We start from the raw sequence: 22,804 nt of genomic DNA on the forward strand, positions 1-22,804 counted from the left end.
ACCTGGAAGCCGGCCCAGGGCGTCTGGCCACCGTCGGCCAGCCCCTGTCACAGGAAGCGGTCGAGCAGCTTGCGGCTGTGCCGATCCATCGCCTGCAGGTCGCGAATCAGGTACTGCACGCCGTGGTTGTCGTTGACGATCAAGAGGCCGGGGCCCAGGCGGCGGATGTCTTCCTCGCCTTTCAGCACGAAGCTGGTGGCACCGCGGTCGGTCTCGACGTCCCAGGTGCTGGGCGTGCCGAAGCTGCTGACGCTTTTCAGGCGCTGCAGCACGGGCATGAATTCGCGCTGCTCCAGCGCCTGGGCGACCAGGGCGCGGGTCGGCTCGGGCAAGGCGGACAGGCGCTCGACCCAGGCCAGCTCGTGCCCGTCGACGTCCAGCAGGCTGATGCCTTCGTCCGGCGCGGCAATGGGGAAGGCGCGCACGGCGACCACGCCTTCGTGGCGCTGGCCCTCGCCGTCGGTCAGCACGAGACGGCCGAAGGCGTCGCGCTCCAGATCGAACACGGTGTGCACGCTCATGGCTGGGTCTCCTCGGCGGCGTCGGGTGCGCCGGGCTCGGCGCGGTGGCTGTGGGGCATCGGGGGTGGCGCTGGCGCGGGCTGCAGGCTGGCGTCGTCCACTTCCAGCATGCGGTCGCGCTCGGCCTTTTCCTGGCGCGCCTGCGCTTCGTACAGGCGCCAGTAGGCGCCGCGCCGGGCGATCAGCTGCTCGTGCGTGCCCTCTTCCACCTTGTCGCCCTTGTCCATGACGACCAGGCGGTCGGCCTTGCGCAGCGTGGACAGGCGGTGGGCGATGGCGATAGTGGTGCGCCCGCGCACCAGGTTGTCCAGCGCCTTCTGGATCTCGCGCTCGGTTTCGGTGTCGACCGAGGCGGTGGCCTCGTCCAGGATCAGGATGCGCGGGTTGATCAGCAGCGCCCGCGCGATGCTGATGCGCTGGCGCTCACCGCCCGACAGGCCCTGGCCACGCTCGCCCACCAGCGAGTCGTAACCCTGCGGCAGGCGCAGGATGAATTCGTGCGCGTGGGCGGCGCGCGCGGCCGCCACGATCTCTTCGCGCGTGGCGTCGGGTTGGCCGTAGGCGATGTTCTCAGCGATGGTGCCGAAGAACAGGAACGGCTCCTGCAGCACCAGACCGATGTTGCGGCGGTAATCGGCCACGCGCACGTCGCGCAGATCCACCCCGTCCACCAGGATGGCGCCCTCGGTCACGTCGTAGAAGCGGCAGATCAGGTTGACCAGCGTGCTCTTGCCCGAGCCGCTGTGGCCCACCAGGCCGATCATCTCGCCCGGCTCGATGGTCAGGTTCAGCCCGCGGATGACCGAGCGGTTGCCGTAGCGCAGCGCGGCGTCTTTCACTTCGATGCGGCCTTCCACATGCCCCAGCGGGACCGGGTTTTTGGGCTCGGGCACGCTGGAGACGTGGTCCAGGATCTCGAAGATGCGCTTGGTGCCCGAGGCCGCCTTTTGCGTGACCGAGACGATGCGGCTCATCGAATCCAGCCGGGTGTAAAAGCGCCCGATGTAGGCCAGGAACGCGGTGAGCACACCGACGGTGATCTGCTGCTTGCTGACCAGCCAGATACCGCAGGCCCAGACCACCAGCAGGCCGATTTCGGTCAGCAGCGTGACGGTGGGCGAAAACAGCGACCACAGCTTGTTCAGCTTGTCGTTGACGGCCAGGTTGTGGCGGTTGGCGTCCTTGAAGCGGCCCGCCTCGCGGTCTTCCTGCGCGAAGGCCTTGACCACGCGGATGCCGGGGATGGTGTCGGCCAGGACGTTGGTCACTTCGGACCAGACGCGGTCGATCTTCTCGAAGCCGGTGCGCAGACGGTCGCGCACGACGTGGATCATCCAGCCGATGATGGGCAACGGCACCAGGGTGACCAGCGCCAGCGTCGGGTTGATGGTGAACAGGATGATGGCCGTCATCACGATCATCAGCACGTCGGTGGCGAAGTCCAGCAGGTGCAGCGACAGAAAGACGTTGATGCGGTCGGTTTCCGAGCCAATGCGCGCCATCAGGTCACCCGTGCGCCGGCCGCCGAAGTACTCAAGTGAAAGCTTGAGCAAGTGTTCGTAAGTTGTTGTTCTTAAATCGGCGCCGATCCGTTCGGACACCAGGGCCAGGATGTAGGTCTTGGCCCAGCTGAGCACCCAGGCCAGCAGCGCCGAGCCCAGCAGGCCCGCCAGCAGCATGGCGACCAGACCGGTGTCGATCTGCTGACCGGCCTGGAACGGGATCAGCACCTTGTCCATCAGCGGCATGGTCAGGTACGGCGGCACCAAGGTCGCTGCCGTGGCCGCCAGCGTCAGCAGGAAACCGGCCAGCAGCTGCCAGCGGTACGGGTGGGCAAAGCGCCACAGGCGAAACAGCGTCCACGTCGAGGGCGGCTTGTCCTCGACAGCGGTGTCACCATCCTCGATCAGGGCGGCCGGCAGGTCGGCCGCAAGCGCGGGTGTGGCGAGAGCGGCCGCGGCCGGGTCGGCCTGGAGCGCTTCAAACTGGTTCAAAAGGCGCAGGGCGGCCGGGTTCTGCCCCAGCGTGAAGCGCCAGACCGCCAGCTGGCCGTCTGAGTCGCGCAGCGCCAGGGCGCCGACGCCGGCGTGGTCCGTGTGCGAGAGGGTCAGCCCAGGGCGCAAATCCCAGCTTTGCCACCCTGTTTCATCCGGAAACCGTGAAATAAGCCGTTGATTTGTAATGAGCACGGCGCCGCTGCCAAAGCGCAGTTGCGCGTCCAAGTCAACTTCTAGCACCCCCAGCACGTTTTCAGAGGGTCGCAGCGGCGCTCCTTCTGCCAGTGCTTGTGTCATCGGGAAGGGGGAAATCTGTTGCGACATGGAATGCATACGTAGCGGGCCGAATACCTCTGGGCAATTCGGCCCCGATCACCAGAAATTCAAGGAAAGCGAGCGCACTCCCCATGAGGCGAATCGATCAAAGCGAGCGTGTCGCCACCAAAGGTGGCGGATTGTATCCGCGGCCTTTGCTGGCCTCGACACTGGCATCAGCCGACAACGGCGTCGAATCCACGCCGGCGCCCGCCGCCGTCGCACGCACCTTCCCCGACATGGTGATCCGCCAGATGACCCACCTGCGTGGGCCCAACATCTGGACCTACCGCCCGGTGATCGAAGCCATCGTCGACATCGGTGAGTTGGAAGACTTCCCCTCCAATACCCTGCCCGGTTTTTACGAGCGTCTGACCACGTGGCTGCCCGGCCTGATCGAGCACCGCTGCAGCGTCGGCCGCCGCGGCGGCTTCCTGATGCGCTTGCGCGACGGCACTTGGCCCGGCCACATCCTGGAGCACGTGGCGCTGGAGCTGCAAACCCAGGCCGGCATGAAAACCGGCTTTGGCAAGGCCCGCATGACGCACGAGCACGGCGTCTACAAGGTGGTGATCCGCACGCGCGATGAGGTGATTGGCCGCCTGGCGCTGGAATCGGCGCGCGATCTGGTGATGGCCGCCATCAACGACCGCCCCTACGACCTGGCCGCCACGCTGGCCAAGATGACCGATCTGGTTGACCGCCGCTGCCTGGGCCCGAGCACCGCCTGCATCGTGGACGCCGCGGGCGAGCGCGGCATCCCGTCCATGCGCCTGAACGAAGGCAACCTGGTCCAGTTGGGCCAGGGCGCCGCCCAACGCCGCATCTGGACGGCCGAGACCGACCGCACCAGTGCCATCGCCGAAGGAATTTCGCGCGACAAGGACCTGACCAAGCAGCTGTTGTCGGCCGCTGGCGTGCCCGTACCCGAGGGCCAAACGGTCGAAAGCGCCGACGAAGCCTGGGACGCAGCCGAAAGCGTGGGCCTGCCCGTGGTGGTCAAGCCGTCGGACGGCAACCATGCGCGCGGCGTGTCGCTCAACCTGAAAACCGAGCAGGAAGTGCGCGACGCCTTTGTCGCGGCGGAAAAAGAAGGCTCCGAGGTCATCGTCGAGCGCTTCATCCCCGGGCACGAACACCGCCTGCTGGTGGTGGGCGGCAAGGTCGTTGCGGCGACGCGCGGGGAGATCACCCGCGTCAGCGGCGATGGGCGTTCCACGATCACGGAGCTGGTGCGCACCCAGGTCAACACCGATCCGCGCCGTGGCGAGGAAGAGCAGTTTCCGCTGGACGTCGTACGCATGGACGATGCCGTCGTCCTGTTGGAACTGACCCGCCAGGGCCTGACACCCGACAGCGTGCTGCAGCGTGGCCAGTCGGCCGTGGTGCAGCGCACCGGCAACATGGCCAACGACGTCACCCAACAGGTGCACCCGGACAACGCTGAGCTGATGGGCCTGGCGGCGCGGGTGGTGGGTCTGGACATCGCGGGTATCGACCTGGTGGTCGAGGACATTTCGAAGCCCATGGAGGCGCAGGGCGGTGCCATCGTTGAAGTCAACGCCGGCCCTGGCCTGCTGATGCACCTCAAACCGGCCGTGGGCCGCGCCCAGCCGGTGGGCGACGCGATCGTCAACCACCTGTTCCCTGCCAACGAGTCCGGCCGTATTCCCATTGTCGGCCTGCTGGGTACGGGCGACAGCTCGCTGGCGGCCCGGCTGGTGGCTTCGATGCTGCAGCTACACGGCTGGCAGACCGCCCTGGCATGCCGCGACGGCCTGTTCGTTGGCGCGCGCCAGCTGTCCACCAGCGACGCCCGCCGCTACGACGATGGTGAGCGGATGCTGATCAACCGCACGGTGCAGGCCGCCGTCCTGGAGACCACACCGCGCCAGATCCTGACCGAAGGCCTGCCCTACGACCGCTGCCAGGTGGGCGTAGTGATGGCCATGCCGGGCGCCGATGGCCTGGCGGACCTGTACATCACCGAAGCCGACCAGCTGCCCAACATCGTGCGCACCCAGGTCGACGTGGTGCTGACCGGCGGCGTGGCGGTGCTGAACGCCGACAACGCCGAAGTCGCCGATCTCGCCGATTACTGCGACGGCGAAGTGCTGTTTTATGGGCTGGACCCGGAAAACGAGACGCTGGCCGCCCACCGCGCCCGCAAGGGCCGCGCAGTGATCGCGCGCGACGCCAGCATCGTCCTTGCCTCCGGCCCGGACGAAACGCCGCTGATCAACCTCTCAGCGCCCATTTTTGCGCCGATCACCAACGAACCCCCAGCGGACGTCCGCCCCCAAGTGCTGGCGGCCGTGGCGGCCGCTTGGTCACTGGGTGTTTCAGCAGACCTGATTCGAGCGGCTTTGTTGCGTTTTGGCGAAGCTCATCACAACTTGGCTGTCCACTGATTTCGCCCGCGGCACGTTAGTCACTTCGTATTCCCACTTCAGGACCATTCATGGAAGTCACCCGCATTCGCGCGCTGCGCGGCCCCAACCTCTGGAGCCGCCACACGGCCATCGAAGCCGTGGTCACTTGCGACGGGGCCGAGCGCGACCTGCGTGCCACCCCGGCGTTCGAAAAGCGCCTGCGTGAGCTGTTTCCTTCGGTCGGCGCCCTGCACGCCAACAAGCCCAGCACCCCGATTTCCATGGCGCACGCCCTGGAGCTGGTCGCACTGGCACTTCAGGCCGAAGCCGGCTGCCCGGTGACTTTCAGCCGGACGACCGAAACCGAGATTCCCGGCACCTTCCAGGTCGCCGTGCAGTACACCGAAGAAGCTGTCGGTCGCCTGGCCTTGGAAAAGGCCGAGCAGCTGTGCGCTGCCGCCGCGGCCGGCGCCGATTTCGACGTGCCCGCCACGCTGGCCGAACTGCACGAGCTGGACGAGGACGAGCGCCTTGGCCCGTCCACCGGCGCCATCGTGGACGCGGCGATCGCGCGCGGCATCCCGATCAAGCGCCTGACCAGCGGCAGCCTGGTCCAGCTGGGCTGGGGCAGCCAGCAGCGCCGCATCCAGGCCGCCGAAGTGGACGGCACCAGCGCCATTTCCGAATCGATCGCGCAGGACAAGGACCTGACGAAGAAGCTCCTGCACTCGGCCGGCGTGCCGGTGCCGCTGGGCAGCCCGGTGACCGCGCTGGAAGACGGCTGGGCCGTCGCACAGGAGATCGGCTTCCCGGTGGTGGTCAAGCCGCAGGACGGCAACCAGGGCAAGGGTGTCACCGTCGGCATCACCGACCGCGCCCATTTCGAGATTGCCTACGAAGCCGCCGCCAAATACGGCGTGGTGATGGTCGAGCGCTTCCTGCCCGGTCACGACTTCCGCCTGCTGGTGGTCGGCAACCGTCTGGTGGCCGCCGCGCGTCGCGACCCGCCGCTGGTCATCGGTGATGGCCAACTGACGGTGCGTGAACTGGTGGCCGAGGTCAACAAGGACCCCCGCCGCGGCGAAGGCCACGGCACTTCCCTCACCAAGATCCGCATCGACACGATCGCCGAAGCCCGTCTCGCCGCCCAGGGTTTGACGCCCGATTCGGTGCCCGAGCTGGGCCAGCGCGTCGTGCTGCGCAACAACGCCAACCTCTCGACCGGTGGCACCGCCACCGACGTGACCGACAGCGTCCACCCTGAAGTGGCCGCCCGCGCCATCGAAGCCGCCCAGACCGTCGGCCTGGACATTTGCGGCGTCGACGTGGTGTGCGAAACCGTCATCAAGCCGCTGGAAGCGCAAAACGGCGGCATCGTTGAAGTCAATGCGGCGCCTGGCCTGCGCATGCACCTCAGCCCGTCGTTCGGCAAAGGCCGCGACGTCGGCGGCGCGGTGATGGACCTGATGTACCCGAACGGTGGCAACGGCCGCGTGCCCGTGGTCGCCGTCACCGGCACCAACGGCAAGACCACCACGGTGCGCCTGACCGCCCACCTGTTTAAGGCCCAGGGCCTGCGCGTCGGTATGACCAACACCGACGGCGTGTACGTCAACGGCCGCCAGATCGATTCGGGCGACTGCTCCGGCCCGCGCAGCGCGCGCAACGTGCTGGCCCATCCCGACGTGGACGCTGCCGTGCTGGAAACCGCCCGCGGCGGTCTGTTGCGCGAAGGCCTGGCCTTTGACCAGTGCGACGTGGCGATCGTCACCAACCTGGGCGCTGGCGACCACCTGGGCCTGAACTACATCACCACGCTGGAAGACCTGCTGGTGCTCAAGCGCGTGATCGTGCTGAACGTGGCGCCCACCGGCACCGCCGTGCTGAACGCCGCCGACCCGGCCGTCGCCCGCATGGCGCCGCACTGCCCGGGCAAGGTCACCTTCTTTGCCCAGGACGGCAACCACCCGGTCATCGAAACCCACCGCGCCCAGGGCAGGCGTGTGGTCTACGTGGACCGTGGCGACATCGTCTGCGCCGAAGGCGGCTTTATCAAGCGCTTGCCGCTGTCCCGTGTGCCGCTGACCCGCCAGGGCCAACTGGGCTTCCAGGTCGAGAACGCCATGGCTTCGGTCGCCGCCGCCTGGGCCGTGAACGTGTCTTGGGACGCCATCCAGAAAGGCCTGGCCAGCTTCATCAGCGACTTGCACGGCGTGCCCGGCCGCTTCAACGTGTTCGACTACCGCGGCGCGACGCTGATCGCCGACTACGGTCACAACCCGGACGCCATTGCCGCCCTGGTCGGTGGCGTGGAAAACATGCCCTCGGTGCGCCGCTCGGTCGTCATCAGCGGCGCCGGCGACCGCCGTGACGAGGACATCACCGCGCAGACCCGCATCCTGGGCGCGGCGTTCGACGACGTCATCCTCTACCAGGACGCCTGCCAGCGCGGCCGCGCCGACGGCGAAGTGCTGGGCCTGCTGCGCGACGGCCTGAAGGGCGCCACCCGCGCCCGCCACGTCGAGGAGATCCACGGCGAATTCACCGCCATCGACCACGCGCTGGAGCGCCTGAACAAGGGCGACCTGTGCCTGATCCTGATCGATCAGGTGGAAGAGGCCCTGGCCCACATCCGCCAACGCGTGGAGCAGGCCAAACCCGCAGCGCCCCGCCGCACCCGTGCGGCCGCCAAGCGCACCAAGACGGCCGCCGCCAAGCGCGAACCCGCGCTGGCCGGCGAACGGCAGCACGCGCACTGGTAAGCCGTGGCTTCAGTGGCAGCCCCAGCGCCGGCCACCGCCTAACGTCTGCCTACTTGCCCAACAAAAAAGCCCGCCCGGCATTCGCCGGCGGGCTTTTTGCTATTCAAACAGGAGCTGGCTGCGCAGCACCATACAGGGCCACGGCACGATTAAGCTCGCAAAAATAGAGTGCACCTTTCGGCGCCCAGGCAGGTCTATCGCCAAGCTGTGCAGATCGCTACGGCCGTGTCCTCACCCAGCCGTTACGAATCTGCACCAATGGCTCCTGGTTCATTGGCAAAGGACAGCCGATCTCATTTCACCGCTTTGGCCAGCGTTGGCGCCTTATTCCCCGATACGACGAAGGTCGAGGTCTCATACATGTTCTTGATCGCGGCGCCCTTGGTACGGATGGTGGTGACCACGTCAAACTGCGGCACCGGCGCGTTTGCAGGGCCAGCATTGGCAAGGGTGCTGATCTCCGCATCCACGTTGAGCTTGGCGCCCACCCCTTTGGCCGAAGCATCTTCTACGTTGAAGTAGACCGTGGGCAACCAGGCGCCACCAAAATTGGGGTGCCGGGCACTGTGGTACGCCACCACGTTGAATTTCGCGATGAACTGGTGGGTGTGCCACCACTTGTCGCCACGCTGGAAACGCACCGACACCGATTGGCCGCGCTGGGCGTTGCCGTAGTTCAGCGGGTTCTTGTCGGCCACCGCCAGCACCGAGGTCTTGGCGCCTCCCACGTCGGTTTGCGGCGCGCCGTCCTTGATGATGTCCCACAGCATCTTGGAGGCATGGATCGCCAGATCGTATTGGTTGGTGCCTGCCGCCGCCTTGGTGCCCGCTCCGCTCACATAGCCTGCGACGAAGGCGGTCATCGACGTCCCTGCTTGCGCGCTGCTGTAGGCCACGCGCATGTCGTTGAACGTGTGCTGACGCCCTGCCATAGTGTCCAAAAAAACGCGCCAACTCAGGCCGTTGGCCTGCACTGCAGCCAATAGACCGGCTTCGTTGGTGCCCGCAGCCTCCACGAAAGTGCTGACTTGCCGCTCGGCCTCTTCCTGGGCCGCAAAAAAGGGCACATCGTCCAGCGTTTCGTAGAAATCAACGAAGCTGGCCATGCTCATTCCGCTGTGCTGGTAGGCGGCGTAGATCTTCGGAACCATCTGATCGAAGTCGTCGATGGCGTCGACCAACATCGACGCAGTAGCTTCCAGCCCGTGGCGCTGCTTCAGCGCGTTCCAGAGCTCGGTGTAGAAGGCCTTGGCAATCGCTGGGTCGATCTGCTGCGCCGCTGACGCAGAGACCAGGTTGCTGTCGTACACCTTCAGCGATTCGGTGATCGGGATCAGGGTCCCAGGTACGGTGCTGGCGTCTTCGGCCGACACCAATTCGCCCTTGGCCGACACGGCATACAGCACGTCGTCGCGTTCCATGACCAGTTTGTCGTCCACCATCATGGTGGTGGTCAGCGTGTCGCCCGCGCGCTGCGCAGACGCGTCGGTGCGGTCGTCATCGCCGCCGCCGCAGGCGGCCAGCAGCAGGCTGGTGACAGCCAGGGCGGTGCGGGTTTTGGCATGTTTGTTGGCGGAATGGCGCACGGGAACTCCTTTTTAAGATCGTTGGTTAGTGGCTCGCCCTGCTCGCCGCCCAACTGACCTGCTGGCCCGGTTCGACTTCGGTCACAGAGAGGACCCGCCTTGATTGGAGGTTTTTCGTGTCAATTTGCATATCCCTGAAACTGGGTATTTCGCACCCCAGAAACAAAAAAACCTGCTCAAGCTGAGCAGGTTCTCAAGGCGCCCCGGTACGCCAGGACCCAGTGAGACCGACAGACGCTACAGCGCCAGCCGCGCCCGCGCTTCGGCGTACTCGCGCTTCAGCCGCGCGATCAGCTCGGCCGCCGGCATCACCTCCTTCACGGCGCCGATGCCCTGGCCACAGCCCCAGATGTCCTTCCAGGCCTTGGCGGTGCTGTCGCCGCCAAAGTTCATCTTGCTGGGGTCACTCTCGGGCAGGTTGTCCGGGTCCATGCCGGCGTTGCGGATGCTGCCCTTGAGGTAGTTGCCGTGCACGCCGGTGTAGAAGTTGCTGTAGACGATGTCGTCGGAATTGCAGTCGACGATCATCTGCTTGTAGCCTTCCACCGCCCTCGCCTCTTCGGTGGCGATGAAGGCTGAGCCGATGTAGGCGAAGTCGGCGCCCATGGCCTGCGCGGCCAGGATGGCGCCGCCGCTGGCGATGGCGCCCGACAGCGCCACCGGGCCGTCAAACCACTCGCGGATCTCCTGGATCATGGCGAAGGGGCTCTTCACGCTGGCGTGGCCGCCGGCGCCAGCCGCGACCGGGATCAGGCCGTCGGCGCCCTTCTCGATCGCCTTGCGGGCAAACACGTTGTTGATCACGTCGTGCAGCACCACACCACCCCAGCTGTGCACGGCCTGGTTGACGTCTTCACGCGCGCCCAGGCTGGTGATGATGATCGGCACCTTGTACTTGGCGCACAGCTGCATGTCGTGCTCCAGCCGGTCGTTGCTCTTGTGCACGATCTGGTTGATGGCAAAGGGCGCGGCCGGGTTGTCGGGGTTCGCCTTGTCCCAGGCGGCCAGGGCTTCGGTGATTTCGGCCAGCCACTCTTCCACCTGCGAGGCCGGGCGAGCGTTGAGCGCCGGCATGGAGCCGACCACGCCCGACGTGCACTGCGCGATCACCAGCTTTGGGTTGCTGACGATGAACAGGGGCGATCCGATGACGGGAAACTTCAGGCGCTGGAGCACCGGGGGCAACTTGGACATGCGCAGGCTCTTTCAGGAACGTGAATTGGGGAATTTGAAAGAAATCAGGCCGCAGCCCTACGCCCATCTGCGCAGGCAGCTACGGTAAAGATAGCAATCAACCGATGAAGCGCGAGCGTCAGAACGCCTCGGGCGCCAGCGCGGTGACGCTGGCCGCGCCTTCGACGATGGCGTCGCGCAGGCCAGGGGCGCGCGTCAGGATGTGGTCGGCGTAGAAGCGCGCGGTCACGGCCTTGGCCTTCATGAAGGCATCGTCGCCGGCGGCTTCGGCCACCAGCAGCGCACGGCCCAGTTGCCAGCCGGCGACCAGGTTGCCGGCCAGCAGCAGGTAGGGCACGCTCCCCGCGTAGGCGGCGTTGGGGTCGCTCTTGGACTGGGCGGCGATGTACTCGGCCGAATCGACGAAGGCCTGGCGCGCGGCGGCCAGGCGTTGGGCCACGGCCTTGGCGTTGTCGGTGCCGGACGCGGTCAGGGCCTTTTCGGTCGCGGCGATCTGCTCGGCGATGGCCTTGGCGCCCTGCGCACCATCGCGCGCGGTCTTGCGGCCGACCAGGTCGTTGGCCTGGATGGCGGTCGTGCCTTCGTAAATGGTCAGGATCTTGGCGTCGCGGTAGTACTGGGCGGCGCCGGTTTCCTCGATAAAGCCCATGCCGCCGTGCACCTGCACGCCCAGGTCGGTCACTTCCAGGCTCATTTCGGTGCTGTAGCCCTTGACCAGCGGCACCATGAATTCGTAGAAGGCCTGGTTTTGCTTGCGCACCTCGGCGTCCGGGTGGTGGTGCGCAGCGTCGTAGGCGGCGGCGGCGGTCAGCGCCATGGCGCGGCAGCCTTCGGTCAGCGCGCGCATGGTCATCAGCATGCGGCGCACGTCGGGGTGGTGGATGATGGTGGCGGCGCCCTTCACGCTGCCGTCCACCGGGCGGCTTTGCACACGCTCCTTGGCGTAGGCCAGCGCGTGTTGGTAGGCGCGCTCGGCGATGGCGATGCCCTGCACGCCCACCGCGTAGCGGGCCGAGTTCATCATGATGAACATGTATTCCAGCCCGCGGTTTTCTTCGCCCACCAGGTAGCCGGTGGCGCCGCCGTGGTCGCCAAACTGCAGCACGGCCGTGGGCGATGCCTTGATGCCCATCTTGTGTTCGATGCTGACGCAGTACACGTCGTTGCGGTCGCCCAAGGCGCCGTCGTCCTTCAGAACAAACTTGGGTACGACGAACAGGCTGATGCCCTTTACTCCCTCGGGCGCGCCAGCCACGCGCGCCAGCACCAGGTGGACGATGTTGTCCGCCATGTCGTGCTCACCGTAGGTGATGAAGATCTTGGTGCCGAAGACCTTGTAGGTGCCGTCGGGCTGCGGCTCGGCCTTGGTGCGCACCAGCGCCAGGTCGGAGCCGGCCTGCGGCTCGGTCAGGTTCATGGTGCCGGTCCATTCGCCCGACACCAGTTTCTCGAGGTAGGTGGCCTTCAGTTCGTCGCTGCCGGCGGTCAGCAGCGCCTCGATGGCGCCATCGGTCAGCAGCGGGCACAGGGCAAAGCTCAGGTTGGCGCTGTTGAGCATCTCGATGCAGGCCGCGCCGATCGCCTTGGGCAGCCCCTGGCCGCCGAAGTCCGTCGGGTGCTGCAGGCCTTGCCAGCCGCCTTCGGCGAACTGTTTGAAGGCCGCCTTGAAGCCCGGCGTGGTGGTGACCACGTGGTCCTTCAGGCTGGACGGGTTCAAGTCGCCCGGCACGTTCAGCGGTGCGACCACGCCTTCGTTGAACTTGGCGCACTCTTCCAGCACCGCCTGCGCGGTCTCCAGGCCCGCGTCCTCGAAACCGGGCATCTTGGCCACTTCTTCGATGCGGGCCAGGTGCTCGATGTTGAACAGCATGTCCTTGACGGGGGCTTGGTAGCTCATGGGCTGACTCCTGAAAACGGGCGGGTATGACGTGAAAAAGGGCATCGCGCGCGATGCCCTTGCGTGGAGCGCTCTCCTAAGTAGAGCAACTCCGTCGATTACAGGGCGCGGCGCTTACAGCGCCTTGACCAGCTCCGGCACGGCCTGGAACAAATCGGCCTCGAGGCCGTAGTCGGCCACGCTGAAGATCGGCGCTTCCGGGTCCTTGTTGATCGCCACGATCACCTTGGAGTCCTTCATGCCGGCCAGGTGCTGGATGGCGCCGGAGATGCCGGCGGCGATGTACAGCTGCGGCGCGACGATCTTGCCGGTCTGGCCGACCTGCAGGTCGTTGGGTGCATAGCCCGCGTCCACCGCGGCGCGGCTGGCACCGATGGCGGCGCCCAGCTTGTCGGCCAGCGGCGTCATCACTTCGTTGAACTTCTCGGCGCTGCCCAGGGCACGACCACCGGAGACGACGATCTTGGCGGCGGTCAGCTCAGGACGGTCGTTCTTGGCGATCTCGGCGCCGACGAAGCTGCTCTTGCCACTGTCGGCGGTGGCGGTGACGGTTTCGACGGCGGCGCTGCCACCCGTGGCGGGCGCGGCGTCAAAGCCGGTGGTGCGCACGGTGATGACCTTGGTGCCGTCGGCACTTTGCACGGTGGCGATGGCGTTGCCGGCGTAGATCGGGCGCTCGAAGGTGTCGGGGCTGTCGACCTTGGTGATATCGCTGATCTGGGCCACGTCCAGCTTGGCGGCCACGCGCGGGGCGATGTTCTTGCCGCTGGCGGTGGCCGGGAACAGGATGTGGCTGTAGTTGCCGGCCAGCGCCAGCACCTGGGCGGCCACATTTTCGGCCAGGCCGTGGGCGAAGGCTTCGCTGTCGGCGTGCAGCACCTTGGCCACGCCCGCGATTTGCGCGGCGGCCTGGGCCGCGGCGGCGGCGTTGCTGCCGGCCACCAGCACGTGGACGTCGCCACCGCAGGCAGCGGCGGCGGTGACGGTGTTGAGGGTTGCGCCCTTGATGGCGGCGTTGTCGTGTTCGGCGATGACGAGTGCAGTCATGGTTTGTGTCCTCGGAATTTCTGTGGGCAGACCTGCCTTGCCCAGGGAACCTGCGGAGCTGGCTTGGCCAGGCTGCTGGGTTCGTCCCCTGGGGGAAGGCGGCCGTAAGGCCGACTCAGGGGGTCAGATGACCTTCGCTTCGTTTTTCAGCTTGTCGACCAGGGTGGCGACATCCGGCACCTTGATGCCGGCCCCGCGCTTGGGCGGCTCGGCCACTTTGAGGGTCTTCAGGCGCGGCTTGGCATCAACGCCCAGGTCCTCGGGCTTGACGGTGTCCAGCTGCTTTTTCTTGGCCTTCATGATGTTGGGCAGCGTGACGTAGCGCGGCTCATTCAGGCGCAGGTCGGTCGTGATGACGGCAGGCAGGCTGATGGACAGGGTTTCCAGGCCGCCGTCGACTTCGCGCGTGACCTTGGCCTTGTCGCCCTCGACTTCGACCTTGCTGGCGAAAGTCGCCTGCGGAAGGTCGGCCAGCGCGGCCAGCATCTGGCCGGTCTGGTTGGCGTCGTCGTCGATGGCCTGCTTGCCCAGGATGATCAGTTGGGGCTGTTCCTTGTCGACCAGGGCTTTGAGCAGCTTGGCGACGGCCAGGGGCTGCAGCTCTTCGCTGGTTTCGACCAGAATGCCGCGGTCGGCGCCGATGGCCATGGCGGTGCGCAGGGTTTCCTGCGCTTGCGTGGGGCCGCAGGAGACGGCGATGATTTCGGTAACGACACCTTTTTCCTTCAGACGGACGGCCTCTTCGACGGCGATTTCGTCAAAGGGGTTCATGCTCATCTTGACGTTGGCGATGTCCACGCCAGTTCCGTCGGACTTCACGCGCACCTTGACGTTGTAGTCCACCACGCGCTTGACCGCGACGAGTGCTTTCATTCCTGGATCTCCTGTTGTAAACGGCTCCCACACCTGGCGGCCTGGCCGCCGGCGGGGTCAAAAATGATTCTAGTGCACCGCAGCACCTGCCAAGGTCGCGGCCGGCACAGGCCTGGGCGGCCCGCGTGCAGTCCGGCTGAGCAAAAAAATTATAGGGGCCCCGTCGCCGATCCTTCCCCCTCTCCCTCTGGGCGGGCTGCCGGTGCGGGGGTGGTCGACGCCGCCGTGTGGACCACGCGCTGCGGGAACGGGATATCGACGTTGTTGGCGCGCAAGGCGGCCAGGATGGCGGTGTTGACCTCCGAGCGCAGGCCCAGCTGGCCGGCCTCAGGCTCGTTCATCCAGTAACCCACGGTGAATTCCAGCGCATCCGCGCCGAACGCCGTCAGCATGGCGGACGGTGGCGGTTGGCGCATGACGCGCTCGCAACTGAAAGCGGCGTCGCGCAGCAGCTTCTTGACCAGCTCCACGTCGCTGTCGTAACCCACGCCGACTACGGTCGACTGCCACACGCGGCGGTCGGCCAGGGACAGGTTTTCGATGCGCTGCGTCACCATCATCTCGTTGGGCACGATGGATTCGCGCCCGGTGGAGCCGCGGATCACGGTGTAGCGCGCCCGAATGTCGCTGACCTGCCCCTCAAACCCGTCCACCCGCACGATGTCGCCAATGCGGATGGCGCGCTCGGCCAGCACCACGTAGCCCGACACGTAGTTGGACGCCAGCTTCTGCAGGCCCAGGCCGATGCCCACGCCAATGGCGCCGCCCAGCACCGACAGCGCCGTCAGGTCGATCCCCACCGCCGACAGCGACACCAGCACCGCGATGAACATCAAAATGGCGCGCAAGCCGTTGGCCACCATCTTGCGCATCGACAGGTGCTCGCCCACCGCGTGGCGCAGCAGGCGGGATTCGATGGCGGACGACAGCCACAGCGCCAGCAACAGGGCCACGCCGACGTTGACGCTGCCTTCGATGATCGCGCGCAACGTCAACGACACCCCGCCCACTTTCCAGCGCACCGTTTCCGACTCTTCCAGCAGCACCGGCAACAGGCCGCTGATCCAGAGCACGGCAATGATCCAGATGCCCCAGGACAGCGAGCGCTCCAGTACGCTGACGCCCTGCGCGTCCGGGAAGGCCGAGCGCAGCACGCGCGCGCCCAGACGGATCACCAGCAGCGCGATCAGCGCCGGCAGCGCCACCCGAAACAGCGGGATCGGCAACGCCATGGCCAGCAGGATCTGTCGCCCGGCCACGGCCAACATCAGCCACAGCGCGGGAAACAGGGCGCCGTCGTAGCCGTGATTGCCAAAAATGATCGACTTGTTGGGTGGCAGCTTGTGCCATCGGCGCGCTCCCGCGCGCGACAGGAACCAGGCCAGCACGCCGCTGACCACGATCGCCACGATGGCGGCCAGCGCTGTCGGCTGGGTCACGGCGGCCCACCAAGCCTCCCAGTCGTCGATGCGCAGGCCGGCGCTGCGCGTCAGTCGCGCACCGGCTTCGCTCAGGGACGGGGCGTCCGCCACGATGGCTCGCGTTTCTCGATGAAGGCCTGCACGCCTTCCTGCGCCACGTCCAGCACCATGTTGCAGGCCATGCTCTGGCCAGCCAGCTGGTAGGCCGCTTCCATGCCCAGTTCACGCTGCTGGTAGAACAGCTGCTTGCCCATGGCCACGGACTGGCGCGGCTTGGTCAGGATGGCGTTGACCAGCCGATCGACTGCAACGTCCAGTTCGGCCTCCGGCACGACATGGTTGACCAGGCCGCGCTGCTGCGCTTCCTGCGCGCTGATAAAGCCGCCGGTCAGCAGCATTTCCATGGCCTGCTTGGCGCCCATGTTGCGCACCAGCGGCACACTGGGCGTGGCGCAGAACAGGCCGACGTCGATGCCGTTCACGCCAAAACGCGCGCTGTCCACCGCCACCGCCAGGTCGCACTGCGCCACCAGCTGGCAGCCGGCCGCGGTGGCCAGGCCCTGCACACGGGCGATCACCGGCACCGGCAGTTTCTGGATCGACAGCATCATCTTGCTGCACTGGGCGAACAGGCGCTGGTAATAGTCCAACTGCGGGTGGGCCTTCATCTGCTTCAGGTCGTGCCCGGCGCAAAAGGCTTTGCCCTCAGCCGCAATGACCAGCACGCGCGCGCCCTCGTCGCCGGCGATGGCGTCCAGCTGGCGCTGCAGCTCGGCCAGCGCGGCTTCGCTCAGCACGTTGAAGGCCTTGGGCTGCGCCAGCGTGAGGCGGTGCACGCCACGGGCGTCGCTCTCGTGGCGCACGGGCAGTTCGGTGTCGGCAGGAGTGGCTGTGTTCATCGTGGCAAAACGGGTAGCGGGTACACCAACGGCGGGTCAGACGGTGTTTTCTACCTGGCCCAGTCGGCGCCTGATGACTATGATTTCAGTAGCTGCTTGCGCTGATGGTTGTAGGGCTTGAGGCCAATTTTCCTTGAAATCGACCAGCCCAGCCGTCAGACGTCGGCCAGCACGCGTACGTGCGCTTCCACGCTGCGCGCCAGGGCGTTCAGGTTGTAGCCGCCCTCCAGGCAGCTGACGATGCGGCCCTTGGCAAAGCGCTGGGCAATGTCCTTGATGCGCTGCGTCATCCAGGCGTAGTCCTGGTCGTTCAGGCCGAGCTGACCCATGTCGTCTTCGCGGTGGGCGTCAAAGCCGGCGCTGACCAGGATCAGTTCGGGCTGGTGGGCTTCCAGGCGCGGTATCCACATCATCTCGACCAACTCGCGGATGTCCATGCCCTTGGTGTAGGCCGGCACCGGCAGGTTGACCAGGTTGTTGTCGGTCCTGGTGGAGCCGCCTTCCGGGTAGAACGGGTGCTGGAAGAAGCTGACCATCAGGATGCGCTCGTCGCCGGCGACGATGTCTTCCGTGCCGTTGCCGTGGTGCACGTCGAAGTCGACGATGGCCACGCGCTTGACGCCGTGGCGCTCGCACGCGTACTTGGCGGCCACCGCCACGTTGCTGAAAAAGCAGAAGCCCATGGCCTGGTTGCGTGTGGCATGGTGGCCGGGCGGGCGGGTGCAGCAGAAGGCGTTTTCCAGCTCGCCGGTCATCACCGCGTCGACCGCGTCGATGGCCGCGCCCGCCGACAGCAGGGCCGCGCGGTAAGTGTGCTGGTTCATGGACGTGTCGGTGTCCAGCGAATAGTGGTCGGGGCCACCGGCCTGCATCTCTTCGATCAGAATGTCGTTCAACCCGCGCAGCGCGGCGACGTGGCGGCGGCCGTGCCCCAGCAGCAATTCGCCCATGGCGGCGGGGGTGGGTTCGCGCCGGTCCAGCGCGTCGGCCACGCCGGTGATCAGCAAACGGTCCTCGATCGCGTCCAGCCGCTGCGGGCATTCCGGGTGCCCCGCACCCATGTCATGCTTGCGGCAATCGGGATGTGTGAAATACCCGGTTTTCCCCACGCTTGTCTCCTGTTTCGCCATACGGTATCGAATATCCGTTACCTTCCTTGCATGAACGTGACACAGAAAATCAAGACCGTTCTGGATCAGCTTAACACGGTGATGGTAGGCAAATCGACCCAGGTGCAGGACGGCGTGGCCTGCCTGCTGGCCGGCGGCCACCTGCTGATCGAGGATGTGCCGGGCGTCGGCAAAACCACGCTGGCGCACGCCCTGGCGCGCACCTTCGGGCTGCAGTTTTCGCGGGTGCAATTCACCGCCGACCTGATGCCCAGCGACCTGTCCGGTGTGTCGGTGTACGACCGCGGGCAGGAGCGCTTCGTGTTCCACCCCGGCCCCGTCTTCGCCCAGGTGCTGCTCGCCGACGAGATCAACCGCGCCAGCCCCAAGACGCAAAGCGCGCTGCTGGAGGCGATGGAAGAAAAGCAGGTCACCGTGGAAGGCGAAACCCGCCCCCTGCCCTGGCCCTTTTTCGTGATCGCCACCCAGAACCCGCACGACCAGCTGGGTACCTACGCCCTGCCCGAATCGCAGCTGGACCGATTTCTGATGCGCATCAGCCTGGGCTATCCCGAGCGCAGTGCCGAACGCGAGCTGCTGTCGGGCAACGGCCGCCGCGACATGCTGGAGACGTTGCCAGCCGTGCTGTCGGTGCAGGATTTGACGGCACTGCAACACGCCGTGGGCGCCGTGCACGTCGCGCCGCCGCTGCTGGACTACGTGCAGGATTTGATCGCCGCCACGCGCAACGGCCGGTGGTTCCTGCAAGGCCTGTCGCCACGCGCCGGCATCGCCCTGATGCGCGCCGCGCGCGCCCAGGCCCTGATCGCCGGGCGCGATTACGTCGCCCCCGACGACGTGCAAGCCATCCTGCCGCAGTGCGTGGCGCACCGCATGGTGCCGGTGAGCGATGCCGGGCGTGGCGCGGTGGAGCAGGTGCGGGCGATGATTGATGCGGTGCCGCTGCCTTGATCTTCGCGTTGCAGCGGGGAATTTTTTGAGAGGAATACGGCTCTGGCCCTTATGGAGATTGCGCGGTCAGCTATGCAATTGGTAGTTTTGGGGGCCATGGTCAAAGGTCGCTGGCCGGGTCTCGGCCCGGCGGCCGAGGTACTTTTCTTTGCTTCGCCAAAGAGAAGTACCCAAAAGAAAGGCGACCCCACGTCTGCGACCCCTGCGCGGTGGGCAGGGGCAAACCTGCGTCGCGGCTCTGTCGGGGTGGGCCGCAGAACTCACTGCGCGCTCTTTGAGCGCTCCGTTCAAACAGCCGCGGCCAGTCAGAGCACGAAGCGGCTGCATGCTGCGCTGCAGCCGCCACCCCGCCAGAACCGCACCGCAGGCGCAGCCTCAAGGGGTGTTGAACAGCCACACAGGCCATCGCTGCGCTCGGCCCTTGGGTCCCCAGGGCCGAGCGCAGCGATGCCCCGACTCGTCTTCACTCCCCTGTGGACGTGCCGAGAAGCGCAGAGCGGGCGGTGGGCGCGGGCACCGAAGGATGACCGCGCTTTGTGCTCTGACTCGCTGCAGTTGTCTGAGCGGCGCTGCGCAGCAGCAAAGCGAGTTCTGCAGCGCCACCGCCCGATCGAGCATCGCAGGTTGCCCCGCAGCGCAGCGAAGGGGACACGTCCAGTGGGGTCGGCTTCTTTTGCCGCCGGGCGCACGTCCCGGCCTCTCACGCCAGCCAGGCACGCGCCGCACCATTCAAAAGAAACCGTCTCCCGGCCCTACAGCCACCTGCGCCACCAGCTATGAAACCCGAAGCACTCCCCCTCCCCTGGTGGGCCTGGCGCGCCAAGGCGCGGCGGCGGGTGCAGGCCTGGTGGCACCAGCGCATCCCGGCGCTGGACACGCGCACGCTGACGCAGCGCTGCGTCTACATCCTGCCCACGCGGGCGGGGTGGATGCTGGCATCCACCCTTGTCGTGCTGTTGATCGGCTCCATCAACTACCAGCTCAACCTGGGCTATCTCCTGACCTTCCTGCTGGCCGGCTGCGCCGCCGCCGGCATGGTCGTCAGCCACAGCACCTTGCGTGGGCTGACCGTGCAATTGGTGCCGCCGCAACCGCTGTTCGCCGGCGCGCTGGCCACGCTGGACGTGCGGCTGATCAACGCCCGGCGCACGCCGCGCTACGCCATTGGCGTGGCGCTTCTGGACAACGACGCTTGGTCCTGGGCCGATGTGCCGGCGGGCGGCCAAAGCACGGTGCAAATCAGCTTTCAGCCGCCGCGCCGCGGCCTGCACCCGGTGCCGCTGATCCGGGCGGAGACGCGCTTCCCGCTGGGCACCTTCCGCGTCTGGACGGTGTGGCGGCCGGCCTCGCAGATCCTCGTCTATCCCCAACCCGAAGCGCTGCCGCCGCCGCTGCCGCCGGGCGAGCCGCGCGCCGGCACGGGCGTGGCCGGCAACGCGCGCAGCACCGGTGAATTCGACGGCGTGCGCGCCTACCAGCGCGGCGACCCGATGAAGCTGATCGTGTGGAAGAAGTTCGCCAAGTCGGGCGAACTGGTGTCGCGCGACACGCAGCACATGCAGCGGCAGGAGCTGTGGCTGGACTTTGCCCGGGCCGGTTCGCTGGACGTGGAAGCGCGCCTGTCGCGCCTGACGGCCTGGGTGCTGGCGGCTGACGCGCAGGACCTAGACTACGGCCTGCGCGTGCCCGGCATCGAAATCGCCCCAGCGCACGGCGCCGCGCACCGCCTGCGCTGCCTGGAGGTGCTGGCCACATGCTGAACGCTCCTGCCGCTGGCGCCAGAGCGCGCCGCCCGTCCTTCTTGGCGCGCCTGCAGCACCTGCCGCGCGACACGCGCGACACGCTGTTTCTGCTGGTCGTGATCGGCTGGGTCATCCTGCCGCAAATCGCGCATTTGCCGACCTGGTGCGTCGGCTTGGCGGCTGGCGTGCTGGTGTGGCGCGGCTGGCTGGCGCTGCAGAACAAACCGCTTCCTTCGCGCTGGTGGCTGGCCGGGCTGCTGGTCGTCACGCTGGTGGCGACTTGGGCGTCGCACCGCACGCTGCTGGGGCGTGACGCGGGCGTCACGCTGGTGGTCGTGCTGCTGGCGCTCAAGACGCTGGAGCTGCGCGCGCGGCGCGACGCGCTGGTGGTGTTTTTCCTGGGCTTCTTCGCGATGCTCACCAACTTCTTCTATTCGCAGTCGCTGTTGACGGCCGCGGCGATGGTGATCGCCCTGCTCGGCCTGCTGACGGCACTCATCAACGCGCACCGCCCGGTGGGCCAGCCCAGCCTGCGCGAATCGGCGCTGATGGCCGGCAAGATGGCGCTGGCCGGCGCGCCGGTGATGCTGGCGCTGTTCGTCTTCTTCCCGCGCTTTGCGCCGCTGTGGGGTCTGCCCAGCGACGCTCTCACGGGCAAGAGCGGCCTGTCGTCGCAGATGGAAGTGGGCGCCATGGCCAAGCTGGCGCTGGACGAGCGCGTGGCCGCGCGCGTTAAGTTTGACGGCGCCCCGCCGGTGCAAAGCCAGCTGTACTTCCGCGGCCCGGTGCTCAGCCACTTCGACGGCCGCAACTGGACGGCCAACGGCACCGCCGACGGCATGGCCGCCACCATCGCCCCCGGCCCGGGCGACCTGCAGGTCAGCGGCGAGCCGATCCGCTACCAGATGACGATCGAGCCCAGCCAGCAACCCTGGCTGCTGACGCTGGACGTCGCGCCCAAGGCGCCCGAATTGCCCGGCAACCAGCGCGCCCGCATGACGGCCGACATGCAGTGGCTGGCCTACCGCCCCATCACCGACCTGCTGCGCTACCGCACTGAAAGTTATGCCGACTTCCAATACGGCCTGAAGCGCTGGGATGGCCGCCCGGCCGACATGCGCGAATACCTGCGCCTGCCCAGCGGCTTCAACCCGCGCACGCAAGCCATGGCCGACGATCTGCGTGCGCGCCTGGGTGATGCCGACGCCATGGCCTACGTGCGCGCCGCGCTGGAGCGCCTGCGCACCGGCGGCTACGAATACACGCTGGAGCCCGGCGTGGCCGGCCGCGAAACGGCGGACGAATTCTGGTTCGACACCAAGGCCGGGTTTTGCGAACACATTTCTTCGGCCTTCGTCGTGCTGATGCGCGGCGCCGGCGTGCCGGCCCGCATCGTCACCGGCTTTCAGGGCGGCGAGATGAACAACGTCGACGGCTACTGGACCGTGCGCAACGCCGACGCCCACGCCTGGGCAGAGGTCTGGACGGCCGAGCGCGGCTGGGTGCGCGTCGACCCGACAGGCGCCGTGTCCCCCGGGCGCGTCGGCCAGTTCCAGCGCCTGCGCGCGCCCGACGGCATGGTCGCCGGCGCGCTGGGCACGCTCAGCCCGACGCTGCTGGCCCAGCTGCGCGCCACCTGGGAGGCGGTCAACAACCGCTGGAACCAGTGGGTGCTGAACTACACGCAAAGCCGCCAGTTCGACCTGATGGAAAAGCTGGGTATCTCCAATCCCAGCTGGGAAGACCTGGCCAAGGTGCTGGCCGGCCTGCTGATCGTCGCTGCGTTGGGCGGCATGGTCTGGGCGCGCTGGGAACGCAGCCAGCACGACCCGTGGCTGCGCCTGCTGCACAAGGCGCGCCAGCGCCTGGCAGACGCCGGCGTCAGCGCCCCGCCCCAGGCGCCCCCGCGCGAGCTGATGCGCGCCGTCGAGGCCAGCGCGCTGGCCGATCCGCTGCGCGCCGAACTGCTGCGCTGGCTGCAGGCGCTGGAACGCCAGCGCTACGCGGCCGCCGGCAGCAAGGGCGCGGCGACCAGCCTCGCTACACTTGGCCGCGAGTTCCAGCAAATGGCGTGGCCCCGCCCCGCCTGACCCCGAT

At 67.1% G+C, this 22,804-nt stretch carries 15 protein-coding genes; 5 read left to right on the top strand and 10 right to left on the bottom strand.

All coding sequences use genetic code 11. The features are described from left to right. Nucleotides 1-47: 47 nt before the first annotated feature. A complete protein-coding gene (locus FVQ98_RS10015) occupies nucleotides 48-521 on the bottom strand; it encodes a cyanophycin metabolism-associated DUF1854 family protein (RefSeq protein ID WP_147913297.1) in 474 nt (157 codons plus the stop codon). Then, a complete protein-coding gene (locus FVQ98_RS10020) occupies nucleotides 518-2,842 on the bottom strand; it encodes a cyanophycin metabolism-associated ABC transporter (protein WP_147913298.1) in 2,325 nt (774 codons plus the stop codon). The genes FVQ98_RS10015 and FVQ98_RS10020 overlap by 4 nt, the downstream gene beginning before the upstream one ends. A 230-nt stretch (nucleotides 2,843-3,072) precedes the next feature. Between FVQ98_RS10020 and FVQ98_RS10025 the strand changes: the two genes are divergently transcribed. Together FVQ98_RS10025 and cphA are read left to right on the top strand one after the other, a co-directional pair. Continuing rightward, nucleotides 3,073-5,244 carry a cyanophycin synthetase gene (locus FVQ98_RS10025; protein WP_147913371.1) on the top strand — a complete coding sequence of 724 codons (2,172 nt, stop codon included), beginning with the start codon at nucleotides 3,073-3,075 and terminating at the stop codon, nucleotides 5,242-5,244. Between the two features lie 50 nt (nucleotides 5,245-5,294). Beyond that, on the top strand, nucleotides 5,295-7,967 hold the full coding sequence (gene cphA / locus FVQ98_RS10030) for a cyanophycin synthetase (RefSeq protein WP_147913299.1): 2,673 nt from the start codon (nucleotides 5,295-5,297) through the stop codon (nucleotides 7,965-7,967). A 293-nt stretch (nucleotides 7,968-8,260) separates the two neighbouring features. On the opposite strand, the gene FVQ98_RS10035 is transcribed toward cphA, so the two are convergent. The 8 genes from FVQ98_RS10035 to FVQ98_RS10070 form a co-directional block, all read right to left on the bottom strand. Beyond that, nucleotides 8,261-9,553, bottom strand: coding sequence for a hypothetical protein (locus FVQ98_RS10035; RefSeq protein ID WP_147913300.1), 1,293 nt, complete (start codon nucleotides 9,551-9,553; stop codon nucleotides 8,261-8,263). 237 nt (nucleotides 9,554-9,790) lie between these two features. Beyond that, nucleotides 9,791-10,747, bottom strand: coding sequence for an NAD(P)H-dependent flavin oxidoreductase (locus FVQ98_RS10040; protein WP_147913301.1), 957 nt, complete (start codon nucleotides 10,745-10,747; stop codon nucleotides 9,791-9,793). Nucleotides 10,748-10,865: 118 nt separating this feature from the next. Then, nucleotides 10,866-12,644, bottom strand: coding sequence for an acyl-CoA dehydrogenase (locus FVQ98_RS10045; protein ID WP_147913302.1), 1,779 nt, complete (start codon nucleotides 12,642-12,644; stop codon nucleotides 10,866-10,868). A gap of 114 nt (nucleotides 12,645-12,758) precedes the next feature. Beyond that, a complete protein-coding gene (locus tag FVQ98_RS10050) occupies nucleotides 12,759-13,691 on the bottom strand; it encodes an electron transfer flavoprotein subunit alpha/FixB family protein (protein WP_147913303.1) in 933 nt (310 codons plus the stop codon). A 123-nt stretch (nucleotides 13,692-13,814) separates the two neighbouring features. Next, nucleotides 13,815-14,564, bottom strand: coding sequence for an electron transfer flavoprotein subunit beta/FixA family protein (locus FVQ98_RS10055; RefSeq protein WP_147913304.1), 750 nt, complete (start codon nucleotides 14,562-14,564; stop codon nucleotides 13,815-13,817). A gap of 149 nt (nucleotides 14,565-14,713) precedes the next feature. After that, a complete protein-coding gene (locus tag FVQ98_RS10060; protein ID WP_255507727.1) occupies nucleotides 14,714-16,096 on the bottom strand; it encodes a mechanosensitive ion channel family protein in 1,383 nt (460 codons plus the stop codon). Then, nucleotides 16,075-16,884: an enoyl-CoA hydratase gene (locus tag FVQ98_RS10065; protein ID WP_147913305.1), complete on the bottom strand. Its 810-nt coding sequence runs from the start codon at nucleotides 16,882-16,884 to the stop codon at nucleotides 16,075-16,077. The genes FVQ98_RS10060 and FVQ98_RS10065 overlap by 22 nt, the downstream gene beginning before the upstream one ends. A gap of 155 nt (nucleotides 16,885-17,039) precedes the next feature. Beyond that, a complete protein-coding gene (locus tag FVQ98_RS10070) occupies nucleotides 17,040-17,993 on the bottom strand; it encodes a histone deacetylase family protein (protein WP_187265692.1) in 954 nt (317 codons plus the stop codon). Nucleotides 17,994-18,044: 51 nt separating this feature from the next. Here FVQ98_RS10070 and FVQ98_RS10075 point away from each other — a divergent pair, with 51 nt between their 5' ends. The 3 genes from FVQ98_RS10075 (at nucleotide 18,045) to FVQ98_RS10085 (ending at nucleotide 22,797) form a co-directional block, all read left to right on the top strand. Further along, nucleotides 18,045-18,965: an AAA family ATPase gene (locus FVQ98_RS10075; RefSeq protein WP_147913307.1), complete on the top strand. Its 921-nt coding sequence runs from the start codon at nucleotides 18,045-18,047 to the stop codon at nucleotides 18,963-18,965. A 776-nt stretch (nucleotides 18,966-19,741) separates the two neighbouring features. Continuing rightward, nucleotides 19,742-20,725: a DUF58 domain-containing protein gene (locus FVQ98_RS10080; protein ID WP_147913308.1), complete on the top strand. Its 984-nt coding sequence runs from the start codon at nucleotides 19,742-19,744 to the stop codon at nucleotides 20,723-20,725. Then, nucleotides 20,719-22,797 (top strand): transglutaminase family protein, encoded by a 2,079-nt coding sequence (locus FVQ98_RS10085; protein WP_147913309.1) that lies wholly within the window; start codon nucleotides 20,719-20,721, stop codon nucleotides 22,795-22,797. Before FVQ98_RS10080 ends, FVQ98_RS10085 begins: the two co-directional genes overlap by 7 nt. The last annotated feature ends 7 nt before the right edge of the window (nucleotides 22,798-22,804 follow it).

It is taken from the genome of Ottowia flava (assembly GCF_008017535.1).
In the GTDB taxonomy this organism is placed as follows: Bacteria; Pseudomonadota; Gammaproteobacteria; order Burkholderiales; family Burkholderiaceae_C; genus Ottowia; species Ottowia flava.